Genomic DNA, 12,390 nt, shown 5'->3' with positions numbered 1-12,390 from the left:
TGTGTTTACCAATAAATTGTATGCACCTGAAATAGAAAAAACCCGAACATTTCTGCTCGGGTTTTTCAATTTGGAGCGACACACGAGGTTCGAACTCGTGACCTCAACCTTGGCAAGGTTGCGCTCTACCAGCTGAGCTAGTGTCGCATTTGCTAAACTAAATTTAGACTTTATAGATGGTGCCCCGGGCCGGACTTGAACCGGCACAGCGCGAACGCCGAGGGATTTTAAATCCCTTGTGTCTACCAATTCCACCACCAGGGCACGCAATTCTTTATTGCGATGCCGTTACGATTCGTAAACACCATCTTAATGTCGATGCTAATCGACATTACAAAATTTGGAGCGACACACGAGGTTCGAACTCGTGACCTCAACCTTGGCAAGGTTGCGCTCTACCAGCTGAGCTAGTGTCGCATAGTATTCAAACTCAAGGTTTGAATGGAGGCGCCTCCCGGAGTCGAACCGAGGTCCACGGATTTGCAATCCGCTGCATAGCCACTCTGCCAAGGCGCCTTAGTAACTCCAATCGAACCGCTCATTGCCATCCTCTTGGGTACGGGATGCATTCTACGGAATCACACGATTGAGTCAACACTATTTTTGTATTTTTAATTCGTTTGAATAGTATTTATACGAAAAGGGCTAAATAGCTAACTTAATGTACAAAAAGGTCGAAGGAATAGGCGATTAAAATTGATCAACATCACACTGTCACGTCATATGATTACTTCGATGCTGAAATTCAAAGATCAAAAAAGCGAGCCTAAGCTCGCTTTTCTCAATTAATGATGTTGTTCATCCAACAAGTCATCTTTGGCTGCCATTAAGTATTGAGCCATTGACCAGTATGTCAGGATAGTTGCGATATAAAGCGCGGCGTAACCGACCCAAATCATCCAGTCGTCATAGCGCCAAATCAGGACCCATAAGGCAAACATCTGAGAAACAGTTTTAACCTTGCCTACCCAAGAAACCGCAACGCTTGCGCGCTTACCAATTTCAGCCATCCATTCTCGAAGTGCTGAAATAATAATTTCACGTGCAATCATGGTTACTGCTGGAATCGTCACCCAAATTGAGTGGTAGTGTTCAGTAATCAGAATCAGAGCCGTTGCTACGAGAACTTTATCGGCTACAGGGTCGATAAAGGCACCAAAACGAGAAGTCTGGCCTAGCTTACGCGCTAACATACCATCTAGCCAGTCAGTAAATCCGGCCACCCAAAAAACCATCGCAGCTGCAAAAGGAGCCCATTGATAAGGTAGGTAGAAAACGATAACGAATACTGGGATTAAAAAAAGTCTCAGTAGGGACAAAATGTTGGGTATATTCAAACGCATATTATTAGGCTCTTATCCATTGCGCGTTTATGGTGCGGGATTTTTACTATTGTTTCAATGCTTGATAAATGTTTTCTGCCAAAGAATGACTAATGCCCGGCACTTTGGCTATTTCTTCAACACTTGCACGCTTAAGCTCTTGCAGTCCACCCATATATTTCAACAGAGCTTGGCGACGTTTTGGCCCCACCCCCTCGATTCCTTCAAGCGCACTCGTGCGACGTGTTTTACCACGTTTCGCTCGATGACCAGCGATGGCATGGTTATGGCTCTCATCACGAATATGTTGAATGAGGTGTAAAGCTGGCGCGTCCGTTGGTAAGTTAAACTCTTCGCCTTCCAAAGTAATTAGGGTTTCAAGACCTGGTTTACGGGTAACCCCTTTCGCAATACCCACCATTCTTGGTCGAACAGGCCAATCACCCCAATATTGCGAAATAATCTCATGAGCGCGGTTCAACTGCCCTTTACCACCATCGATAAAGATAATGTCTGGAATCTTATCCACATCCAGTTGCTTGGAGTAACGACGCTCTAACGCTTGCCCCATAGCAGCATAATCATCACCTCCAGTGATACCCGTGATATTGTAACGACGGTATTCCTGCTTCACTGGACCTTCTTGGTTGAATACGACACAAGACGCGATAGTGCTCTCACCCATGGTATGACTGATATCAAAACACTCCATGCGCTTAATGGCATCCATAGACAAGACATCTTGAAGCTCTTTAAAGCGCTGATTAATCGTCATTTTATGATTAATCTTGGTCGTTATTGCCGTTAACGCATTGGTGTTCGACAACTTGAGATAACGACCTCGGGTTCCGGAAGGGTTGGCATTGAAGTGGATCTTTCGACCTGCGACTTCACACAAAGCTTGTTGAATCGGAGTCACATCCTCAATCAAATCAGTATTGAGGATCAAACGAGTTGGGATGGTTCTCGCTTCATTATGTGCCAGATAATACTGACTCAAGAAGCTCGAAAACACCTCTTCCCTAACCGTATTGTTTGGGATCTTTGGAAAATGACTGCGGCTACCCAACACCTTGCCCTGACGAATCATCAAAATATGAATACAAGCGACACCGTTTTCTTGCGCAAAGCCGAGTACGTCCATATCTTCCATTGAATCGTCAGATACGTATTGTTGCTCTTGTACTCGACGAATCGCCTGAATTTGGTCGCGAAATGTCGCTGCCTGTTCAAACTTGAGTTGTTGGCTTGCTTGCTCCATTTTTTGGACCAGAGTTTCCAACACTTGATTGTCTTTCCCTTGCAAGAACAAGCGCACATAACCAATCAGTTCTGCATACTCTTCATCGGAGATGATTGAACTGACACAAGGTGCGGCGCATCGACCAATCTGATACATCAGACAAGGGCGAGTACGATTCGCATAAACGGTATCTTCACATTGTCGAGCTGGGAATATCTTTTGCAGCAAGTGCAGGGTTTCTCGCACTGCCCCAGAATCAGGATAAGGTCCGAAATACTCCCCTTTTTTCTTTTTTGCACCACGGTGCATCGACAGTCTTGGGTGTTTGTGACCACTGATGAAGATATAAGGGTAAGATTTATCATCGCGCAGCAAAACGTTGTACTTAGGTAAGTACTGCTTAATGTAGTTGTGCTCGAGGATTAGGGCTTCTGTCTCAGTATGTGTAACCGTTACGTCTATCTTGGCAATATTGCTAACCAAAGCACGCGTTTTCTCGCTATCGACTTTTTTACGAAAGTAGCTAGTGAGGCGTTTCTTTAGATTTTTTGCTTTGCCGACATAGATAACAACAGCCTCGGCGTTATACATACGATAAACGCCGGGCTGTTCTGTTACGGTCTTTAGGAATGAGACTGAGTCAAATGAGGATGTCACTATATAATCTCAGTGCTAGAGGGTCTCGGTGTCTAGCATTCCGTGTCTAATCGCTAAGTGAGTAAGCTCTACATCACCACTGATGTCTAGTTTACTAAACAGTCGGTAGCGGTAGCTATTCACTGTCTTAGGGCTTAGATTAAGTTGTTCTGAAATGTCCGTTACTTTCTGACCTTTGGTGATCATCATCATAATTTGAAGTTCACGCTCAGAAAGATCAGCGAATGGATTTTCAGAGGCAGGCGAGAATTGGCTTAGTGCCATCTGCTGCGCGATTTCTGGTGAAATGTAACGCTGACCGCTGTTTACCACGCGAATCGCATTGACCATTTCGTCCGGACCTGCCCCTTTAGTAAGGTAACCAGCAGCTCCAGCTTGCATCACTTTAGTTGGAAACGGATTTTCCGTATGAACAGTTAAAACGATGATTTTAATGTCTGGGTTAAAGCGCAAAATCTTCTTGGTTGCTTCTAAGCCACCAATACCAGGCATATTCATATCCATCAAAATGACGTCGGTATTATTAGTACGACACCACTTTGCTGCTTCTTCACCGCTTTCAGCTTCCCCTGCTACGTTCATTCCACGGACGTCTTCAATAATACGTCGTATCCCTGTGCGAACCAGCTCGTGATCATCTACAAGGAAAACATTTATCAAACTTGTATCTCCACACTATTAATTGGCTCTGCAACCACCGTATTGATTCATCTAATTGAAACAATTGAATAAAGGAACAGTGGATCGCAGCATTGCTGTTCATCTTAACTTAAATCGTTAAAAAAAGCTCTGTTGAATATGTGCTGAAACGCGAACTTTAGCAAGTACTTATTTACAAGAACCACAGTTATTCAGCTAAGCTTTATTAAAAAACAATCAGTTAAGATGCCAATCATTTAATTTACACAAGATAAATATATTTTCAATACCGCGATTTGAACAATTGTTACAAATTCACCTTTTTGTTCGGTAAGTCCCGTTATCGAGTCGCTAAAAGCAAAAAAAACTGGCTATTTTTAATGACTTTTGTCTCAGCTTCGACACTAAGTGCTAGAATCGCATCTTGTTTTAACACCAAAAATTATTACAGGCGACAATATTGGATATTCAGCAAGGCTTTGTGCTGACAAGACAAGCAAGAGATTTTTCTGGCCAGACTCAAATTGATATTTGGGTCAGTACACCGGATGGGCCAACTTTGCTTACTGTTAAAGGCGAGCGCCCAATCTTCTTCATCGAGCAATCGAATATCGACACCTGTATCAAACTCGCTAAGGAAGCAGGGATTGAGTGCGAAATAAAAGCCCTGGAACTGACCAACTTCTCGCACACACCGCTAGCAGGTTGCTATACACGATTAATTCGTGAAAGCAGCGCCTTAAACCAAGTCTTCAATCAAGAGTCTATCGTGACGTTTGAGGCTGATATTCGTCTCGCCGATCGCTTCCTAATGGAAAGATTCATTAAAGGCAGCATTGAGTTTACCGGCAATGTCACTTCTCGAACTCAGCACCAGCGTGTCACTAACACTAAATGTCGAGCCGGCGATTACTTACCGACTCTATCCGTCGTTTCATTAGATATCGAGTGCTCAGAGAAAGGTATCCTCTACTCTATTGGTTTAGATAGCCCAATGGACAGTCGCGTTATCATGGTGGGTCCAGAGCAGGCAGCCGAAACCGCGATTCAATGGGTTAAAGACGAAGCGGCACTATTAGAAGCCATGATAGATTGGTTTAAACGTTATGACCCCGACGTCATTATCGGTTGGAACGTGATTGATTTTGATTTCCGACTGCTTCACAAGCGGGCTGAATGGAACAAAATAAAACTCAATATCGGTCGCGATAATCAACCTAGCTTCTTCCGCAGTTCTGCTCAAAGTCAGCAAGGGTTTATCACTATCCCTGGACGTGTGGTTTTGGACGGTATCGACATGCTCAAAACCGCAACCTACCACTTCAGGTCTTGGTCTCTAGAGTCGGTTTCTCAAGAGCTATTGGGTGAAGGTAAAGACATCCACAATGTGCACGACCGCATGGATGAAATTAATCGAATGTTTAAGTTCGATAAACCTTCACTTGCCAAGTACAACCTCCAAGACTGTGTTTTAGTCAATCGCATCTTTGAACATACACACCTTGTTGAGTTTGCTATTGAACGGTCTCGCCTAACTGGTGTTGAGCTTGATAAGGTTGGTGGCTCTGTGGCGGCCTTTACTAATCTCTACTTACCTCAGATTCATCGAGCTGGGTACATTGCGCCAAACTTACAGCCTGAGAACTGGATTGCTAGTCCCGGCGGTTATGTGATGGATTCCATCCCGAACCTTTACGATTCAGTGCTGGTGCTCGACTTTAAGAGCCTATACCCATCTATCATCCGATCTTTCCTCATCGACCCAATGGGTTTGATTGAAGGATTAAAGCAAGAAATTGGCCGCGATGACGACCAAGCCGTTGAGGGGTTTCGAGGTGGACAGTTCCACCGTAGCAAGCACTTTCTACCCGAGATGATTGAAACCTTGTGGGCTGCGCGTGATGTTGCAAAGAAGAACAATGAAAAGGCCTTCTCGCAAGCGATCAAGATCATCATGAACTCATTCTATGGGGTTTTGGGCTCATCTGGCTGCCGCTTCTTCGATACTCGTTTGGCGTCGTCGATTACCATGCGCGGGCATGAGATCATGAAACAAACCAAGGTACTTATCGAAGAGAAAGGCTATCAGGTTATCTATGGTGACACTGACTCTACATTCGTGTCTCTGAATGGTAGCTACAGTCAAGAAGATGCGGATGAAATCGGTCAATCACTGGTCGCGTATATCAACGATTGGTGGACACAGCATCTAAAAGACAAATACAACCTGACTTCTATACTCGAACTGGAGTACGAGACTCACTATCGAAAATTCTTGATGCCTACTATTCGTGGTTCAGAGACAGGCTCAAAGAAACGCTATGCAGGTCTAATTGGCGAAGAAGGCGATGAGAAGATTGTCTTCAAAGGGCTAGAAAGTGCGCGTACCGATTGGACGCCACTCGCCCAACGCTTTCAGCAGACTTTGTATGAGATGGTTTTCCATGACCAAGACCCAACCGACTACGTTCGTAATTTTGTCGATGAAACAGCGGCTGGCAAACACGACGATTTGCTGGTTTATCAAAAACGGCTAAGACGAAAACTGCACGAATATCAGAAGAACATTCCGCCCCAAGTTCGTGCTGCACGCATGGCGGATGAGATAAACGACAAGCTAGGCCGCCCTCTGCAATACCAAAACAAAGGGCGCATTGAGTATTTGATTACGTTAAACGGCCCTGAACCCAAAGAGTACTTGAAGAGTGGCATCGACTATCAACATTACATCGATAAGCAGTTGAAACCTGTCGCGGAAGCGATATTGCCGTTTATCGGACTCGATTTTGAACAAGTCAGCGGTCAACAACTAGGGTTGTTCTAGGTCCACTTATCCCAAATAAAAAAGCAGAAGCACCGCGCTTCTGCTCTCTTTCATTCACGCGTTTCTAACCAATCCTAAATTCCGTTTTTTCATACTGTTTTACCAACCACTCACCAAAGCCATCGAGAATCCCTATTACAGAACGCTTCGGTACCGGTTTGCCTGCAAGAAGTATCCCTAAGCGTTGAATCTCAACCTCTCGATCCGGATGATATTTTAGAAACTGTTGACCACATTCGCGTGGATCGTCATACCAATACTTGTCTCGGTACATGATCAGCGAATAACTGGCTCTGAGTAGCTTTTTAGCAATAATAACTTGCGCGGCAACCTGCTCTTTAGGCGTGGCAGCTCTGGCAATCCTGTTACGGTAAACCGCTAGCCAGTTTTCGACATCCATATTCCAGTGCTTAGCAATCTCCCAACTGGTTTCGAAGTCGCCATAGCAATCTGAAAGATCCTCACCATGTACGCATACCGCTAGGTGCTTAAGCATAAAGCCCCAAGTGAAGATATTCTCAAAGTCGACAATGTCACTGACTAAAGCAGTTTTAATAGAGACTTGCGTTACCTGAGGAAAGCTCTTTTGGAAGCGCCACTTAATCGTATTGAGTAGTGTGGTTCTTTGATCAGAAAACGAACGGTGCGTGACTACAACAACATCAAGATTAGATTGCCCAGGTTTTGCCGTTTTCCTCGCTACACTGCCATAAATGTAAATGCTATGAAGATTCGAACCTAAGCCACTTTTCAAAAATGTAATCAGGTCGTTTACCACAGGTTGAAACTCAGGCTGGAAAGGCGCTTTCGGGTCAATAACAGGTAGCTGCATAAGTGAGTTCGTCAATAAATTGAATGATTTAACTATTTCTCTATGATCGCTTAGGAGACTTTATGATTCAAGCTATTCCTATTTATAGGTTCTCCGAGATATAATCGCCAGATAGAACCAATAAGGATAAACACAAAATGCCTAGAGCAAGTGAAATTAAAAAAGGTTTTGCGATCGACGTAGATGGCAAAACGCTTCTAGTTAAAGATATCGAGATCACAACACCAGGCGGTCGTGGTGGTCAAAAGATCTACCGTTTCCGTGGTAACGACGTAGCAACAGGCGTAAAAGCTGAAGTTCGCCATAAGGCTGACGAAATCGTTGAAACTATCGATGTAACTAAGCGCGCTGTCATGTTCTCTTACGTTGATGGCAACGAGTACATCTTCATGGACAACGAAGACTACACGCAATACATCTTTAACGGCGAGATGATCGAAGATGAGCTTCTATTCATCAACGAAGAAACTCAAGGTATGTACGCAATCCTAATCGATGGTAACGCTGCAACACTTGAACTTCCAACTTCTGTTGAGCTTGTTATCGAAGAGACAGACCCGTCAATCAAAGGCGCTTCTGCTTCTGCTCGCACTAAGCCAGCTCGTTTCGCAACAGGCCTAACCGTTCAAGTTCCAGAGTACATCGCAACGGGTGATAAAGTTGTGATTAACACTGCTGAACGTAAATACATGAACCGCGCAAGCTAAGATACTGATATGACTGAAGCTAATGACTTAATGTCTTATGATGATGCGATCGACACTGCATACGACATCTTCCTAGAGATGGCACCGGATAACCTAGAGCCTGCTGACGTGATTCTATTCACTGCACAGTTCGAAGATCGCGGCGCTGCTGAACTTGTTGAAACGGGTGACGATTGGGTCGGTCATGTTGGCTTTGAAGTCGACAAAGAGATCTACGCTGAAATTCGCATTGGTCTAGTAAACGAAGAGGACGACGTTTTAGATGACGTTTTCGCGCGTATGCTGATCAGCCGCGACCCAGACCATAAGTTCTGCCACATGCTGTGGAAGCGTGACTAGAACTTAAGTTTGTGCTGCTCTATTCAATGAGTACACCAATATCTTAGCCGGGCTCTATGCTCGGCTAATTTTTGTCACCAATTTCACCATTACCAATTATGACCAAAGCAAAAACTGATACACAGTCAAAAGGCTATGCCTGTATTGGCTTGGTAAACCCAAAAACGCCAGAAAACGTAGGCTCGGTTATGCGTGCAGCGGGCTGTTACGGCGCAAATTCTGTGTTCTATACAGGCACACGCTACGACCACGCACGTCAGTTTCATACCGACACTAAAGAGAAGCACTTAGAGCTTCCGTTGATTGGTGTTGAAGACCTAAAAGACATTATCCCTGTAGGATGCGTACCTGTTGCTGTTGATTTGATTGAAGGCGCTAAGCCTCTGCCTGAATACAAGCACCCTCCTCGCGCGTTCTACATTTTCGGCCCTGAAGATGGCACATTGAAGAAAGAGATCACCAATTTCTGTCGCGAGACGATTTACGTTCCAACCAATGGTTGTATGAACTTAGCCGCCGCGGTGAACGTGATTCTTTATGATCGTATGGCAAAAGGCGATAACTTCTCGAATCATAAATAAAACATCAGATGCGAGATACGAGATACGAGATACGAGATACGAGATACGAAGAGATTTATAGCTTCACGAAATCAAAGCAAGAAAAGCGTAAAACACAAGACAGTTGATCACTGCAGCGCTTTTCGCTACTCGATGACTCTCATCTCGCATCTTCCCCTTCTTTTGGACGTAAAAAAACCTGCTAAGTTAGCAGGTTTTTTAGTATTCAAAAGAAGTCGTTAATTATTGACGAGTTCTTGGCTTAGCTGGCTTGTTCGGGCGGTTCGTGTTGTTGCCACGAGAACCATTTCCTGAACGAGAGTTGCTTGGCTTGCCCTTGCTGCTCGGTGCGCTGCGACCTGCATCTGGCGTTGTTGTGCCGCGAGTTGCTGGCTTCTTACGCTTAGGCTGGTTGCTACGGCCTTTTGGTGCGTTTGCACGCTCTTCGTGACGCTTAACAGCACGACGAATCTTCTGGCTACGAGAACGCTCACGCTTACGTGATGTGTTCGAAGGATCAAGGTCTAGTAGCGTCTCTTTCTCAGGCTTAAGCTCTACCAATTGACGTAGGTAGTTTACTTCTTGAAGATCGAGCTCTTTCCAACCGCCACGAGGCAGTTTCTTGTCTAGGTAGATATCACCGTAACGAACACGTTTTAGACGGCTTACTGTCGTTTCTTGTGATTCCCAAAGACGACGAACCTCACGGTTACGACCTTCGTTAATCGCTACGTAGAAAGTATGGTTCATACCTTCGCCACCAGCGTAAACGACGTCTTCGAAACGCGCCATGCCATCTTCTAGCTCAACACCGCGTACTAGGTTTTTAACCTTCTGTTCAGTCACTTCACCGAACACACGTACTAGATACTCACGCTCAACCTGGCGGCTTGGGTGCATTAGACGGTTTGCTAGCTCACCATCAGTTGTGAAAAGTAGAAGGCCTGATGTGTTCGCATCAAGACGACCTACCGAGATCCAACGTGAGCCGCGGATTTTAGGTAGACGATCAAACACAGTACGACGACCTTCTGGGTCGTGGCGAGTACAAAGCTCACCCTCTGGCTTGTAGTAAGCAAGTACGCGACAAACCACTTCTTCAGACGCTTTACCTGATACAGTGTGACCATCAATACGAATCACTGAGTTTTCGTCTTCTAGACGCTCACCCAATTTCGCGACTTGGCCGTTGACGCTTACACGACCTGCTCTGATTAAAGCTTCCAGCTCACGACGAGAGCCATGACCAGCTCGCGCTAAAACCTTCTGTAATTTTTCGCTCATTTACTCTTTTCTACCTAATTGTCGTCTTCACAGACGTCGAATGAAATATACGCGACCAAAATCGCGGTCGCGCATTATCGCAAAGAACCTTTGAAAAATCACTCGTTATTTACACATTACCGTCGAATGCACAGTAACATGATGTGAACGAGTTTCTGGGTTACTCGAACGGTTCTGGATCGCCTGAACCAACACGAACGACTACTGGATCATCATCGCTAAAGTCAACTACCGTGGTTGGTTGCTCACCTAAATAACCGCCATTTAGAATCACATCAACGGCGTGTTCTAGGCGATCACGGATCTCTTCAGGATCCGATTCCGTTGTCTCGTTACCAGGCAGAATCAAAGACGTTGACATCAAAGGCTCGCCTAGTGCTTCCAGGAGATCGAGTGCAATCTTGTTGTCTGGAACACGAATACCAATAGTCTTTCTCTTCGAGTTCATTAGACGACGTGGCACCTCTTTCGTTCCCTTAAAGATGAACGTGTACGGGCCCGGCGTGTGAGCTTTTAATAGACGAAATGCCGTGTTATCAACACGTGCGTAAAGAGAAAGCTCAGAAAGATCACGACAAAGCAGCGTGAAGTTATGCTTATCATCGATTTTACGAATCTGACAGATACGATCTAATGCTTGTTTGTTTTCAAGCTGACAGCCAAGAGCATAACCCGAGTCTGTTGGATAAACCACAACACCGCCATTACGGACAATAGCAACCGCTTGATTAATCAAACGAGCTTGCGGGTTATCTGGGTGTACATAAAAAAACTGGCTCATTGTTTTTCCTCATTATCGAGTCTCTCGACTCTATCTTCAGAAGGAGCTTGTTCGTCTGATGATGTTTCAGATGACGAAAACGTTTGAAACTCCCAATCTTTCCATACTTCTTCGACTCCAGAAGGCAGCCAAAGATTGCGCCCTAACTCCATCCAAGGAGACGGGTAATGAAAATCACTGCCTTGAGAGGCTAATAGTTTGTATTGTATAGCATAATCGGCAAGAGTGCGTCTTTCTTGTTGCGCCTGTTGCGGTTGAGCCACTTCCATCGCATCACCGTTCGCCTCGACAAAAGCAGTCAATAGACGTTTCACCCATTTAGCGGTAAAGCCATAGCGCCCCGGGTGAGCAAGTACTGCTTGTCCGCCAGCTGCATGAATTGCCGTGACCGCATCACTCATGCTGCACCATGTTGGTGGCACATAGCCTGGGTTATTACGTGTTAAGAACTTCTTAAACACCTGCTGCATGGTTTTCGCGTAGCCATTATCCACTAGCCACTTGGCAAAATGCGCTCGGGTAATGGGAGCATCACCCGCGATCGCTTTCACTTCTTCTAACACACCCTCGCGCGTCGCTTTTTCCAGTCGTTGGGCAATCAGCTCTGCTCTGCCGATACGATGCTGTTTCTGTTGTTCAATTAACGTATTGAGCTCTGGTGATTGTGGGTCAACATTCAAACCAACAATGTGGATGTCTTTGTTCTGCCAAACGGTTGAGATTTCGATACCGTTAATCAATTGAATTGGCAGCTCATTATCAAGGATATAACGATGCGCCTCGTCAAGGGCATCAACTGTGTCATGATCGGTAATAGCCAGAACTTCAATATTGAAGCTCAACGCACGGTCAATCAGTTCAGGTGGTGTAAGTCGACCATCTGAAGCTGTGGTATGGCTATGTAGATCAATTCTCATATTTTCTATTCATTATTTTTTGTATTTAACACGATATTTGCTTTATTGGGCTTGACTTGCGAGCCCCGAACTAGTTAACTAGTACACAAATACGAAGTACCTTTATTTATAGGCTCACTATGTTACAAGAATTTAACCAATACCATAAAGATAAAGTTTTAGAACTTTCTTCAGTAGAAGCAAGTTCAGAGCTGAATTGGTGGCGCACTTGGACAGGTTCTTGGTGGGCTAATGTGTACTTCTAATTAAACAGATTGTTTATAAAAAGTTTATCACTAAGCCCGC

The 12,390-nt window shown here is 44.9% G+C and carries 12 protein-coding genes, 4 tRNA genes and 1 other annotated feature (1 of these 17 running past the window's edge); of the genes, 5 read left to right on the top strand and 11 right to left on the bottom strand.

The features are described 5' to 3' along the window. Positions 1 to 71 precede the first annotated feature (71 nt). From vsple_RS05785 to uvrY, 7 genes are all read right to left on the bottom strand, one after another. Positions 72 to 147, bottom strand: a tRNA-Gly gene (locus vsple_RS05785). 30 nt (positions 148 to 177) lie between these two features. Further along, positions 178 to 264, bottom strand: a tRNA-Leu gene (locus tag vsple_RS05780). A gap of 77 nt (positions 265 to 341) precedes the next feature. Continuing rightward, positions 342 to 417 (bottom strand) — tRNA-Gly (locus vsple_RS05775). A gap of 25 nt (positions 418 to 442) precedes the next feature. Then, a tRNA-Cys gene (locus tag vsple_RS05770) sits at positions 443 to 516 on the bottom strand. Positions 517 to 785: 269 nt separating this feature from the next. Then, positions 786 to 1,343, bottom strand: a complete 558-nt coding sequence (pgsA, locus tag vsple_RS05765; RefSeq protein WP_032549299.1) for a CDP-diacylglycerol--glycerol-3-phosphate 3-phosphatidyltransferase — start codon at positions 1,341 to 1,343, stop codon at positions 786 to 788. A gap of 46 nt (positions 1,344 to 1,389) precedes the next feature. Beyond that, entirely contained in the window at positions 1,390 to 3,222 is a 1,833-nt protein-coding gene (gene uvrC, locus vsple_RS05760; RefSeq protein ID WP_261882935.1) for an excinuclease ABC subunit UvrC, read from the bottom strand. A gap of 15 nt (positions 3,223 to 3,237) precedes the next feature. Beyond that, positions 3,238 to 3,882, bottom strand: a complete 645-nt coding sequence (uvrY, locus tag vsple_RS05755) for a UvrY/SirA/GacA family response regulator transcription factor (protein ID WP_032549301.1) — start codon at positions 3,880 to 3,882, stop codon at positions 3,238 to 3,240. 439 nt (positions 3,883 to 4,321) lie between these two features. Between uvrY and vsple_RS05750 the strand changes: the two genes are divergently transcribed. Further along, the gene (locus tag vsple_RS05750; RefSeq protein ID WP_261882934.1) at positions 4,322 to 6,685 is read left to right on the top strand and encodes a DNA polymerase II; all 2,364 of its coding nucleotides are present in this window, start codon (positions 4,322 to 4,324) and stop codon (positions 6,683 to 6,685) included. A 64-nt stretch (positions 6,686 to 6,749) separates the two neighbouring features. Here vsple_RS05750 and vsple_RS05745 read toward each other — a convergent pair whose 3' ends face one another. Beyond that, the gene (locus vsple_RS05745) at positions 6,750 to 7,517 is read right to left on the bottom strand and encodes a nucleotidyltransferase domain-containing protein (protein ID WP_261882933.1); all 768 of its coding nucleotides are present in this window, start codon (positions 7,515 to 7,517) and stop codon (positions 6,750 to 6,752) included. A gap of 137 nt (positions 7,518 to 7,654) precedes the next feature. Between vsple_RS05745 and efpL the strand changes: the two genes are divergently transcribed. The 3 genes from efpL to vsple_RS05730 all read left to right on the top strand — a co-directional run bounded on the left by efpL (position 7,655) and on the right by vsple_RS05730 (position 9,144). Next, the gene (efpL, locus tag vsple_RS05740) at positions 7,655 to 8,224 is read left to right on the top strand and encodes an elongation factor P-like protein EfpL (protein WP_032549304.1); all 570 of its coding nucleotides are present in this window, start codon (positions 7,655 to 7,657) and stop codon (positions 8,222 to 8,224) included. A gap of 9 nt (positions 8,225 to 8,233) precedes the next feature. Continuing rightward, positions 8,234 to 8,563 carry an HI1450 family dsDNA-mimic protein gene (locus tag vsple_RS05735; protein WP_032549305.1) on the top strand — a complete coding sequence of 110 codons (330 nt, stop codon included), beginning with the start codon at positions 8,234 to 8,236 and terminating at the stop codon, positions 8,561 to 8,563. A gap of 98 nt (positions 8,564 to 8,661) precedes the next feature. After that, positions 8,662 to 9,144 carry an RNA methyltransferase gene (locus vsple_RS05730; RefSeq protein WP_261882932.1) on the top strand — a complete coding sequence of 161 codons (483 nt, stop codon included), beginning with the start codon at positions 8,662 to 8,664 and terminating at the stop codon, positions 9,142 to 9,144. A 222-nt stretch (positions 9,145 to 9,366) separates the two neighbouring features. Here vsple_RS05730 and rluB read toward each other — a convergent pair whose 3' ends face one another. The 3 genes from rluB to rnm all read right to left on the bottom strand — a co-directional run bounded on the left by rluB (position 9,367) and on the right by rnm (position 12,105). Next, entirely contained in the window at positions 9,367 to 10,407 is a 1,041-nt protein-coding gene (rluB, locus tag vsple_RS05725; protein WP_032549307.1) for a 23S rRNA pseudouridine(2605) synthase RluB, read from the bottom strand. Positions 10,408 to 10,567: 160 nt separating this feature from the next. After that, on the bottom strand, positions 10,568 to 11,188 hold the full coding sequence (locus vsple_RS05720) for an L-threonylcarbamoyladenylate synthase (protein WP_032549308.1): 621 nt from the start codon (positions 11,186 to 11,188) through the stop codon (positions 10,568 to 10,570). Next, on the bottom strand, positions 11,185 to 12,105 hold the full coding sequence (rnm, locus tag vsple_RS05715; protein ID WP_255230930.1) for an RNase RNM: 921 nt from the start codon (positions 12,103 to 12,105) through the stop codon (positions 11,185 to 11,187). The genes vsple_RS05720 and rnm overlap by 4 nt, the downstream gene beginning before the upstream one ends. 119 nt (positions 12,106 to 12,224) lie before the next feature. Here rnm and trpL2 point away from each other — a divergent pair, with 119 nt between their 5' ends. Continuing rightward, positions 12,225 to 12,350 carry a tryptophan operon leader peptide gene (trpL2, locus tag vsple_RS05710; protein WP_261882931.1) on the top strand — a complete coding sequence of 42 codons (126 nt, stop codon included), beginning with the start codon at positions 12,225 to 12,227 and terminating at the stop codon, positions 12,348 to 12,350. Further along, positions 12,297 to 12,390: a sequence feature (Trp leader region), on the top strand; it runs 21 nt beyond the window's last position. (Overlaps the previous gene by 54 nt.)

It is taken from the genome of Vibrio pelagius (assembly GCF_024347575.1).
GTDB classification, from domain to species: Bacteria; Pseudomonadota; Gammaproteobacteria; order Enterobacterales; family Vibrionaceae; genus Vibrio; species Vibrio pelagius.
The sequence above is the reverse complement of the archived record's forward strand: the minus strand, read 5'-3'. Positions and strand labels throughout refer to the sequence as shown.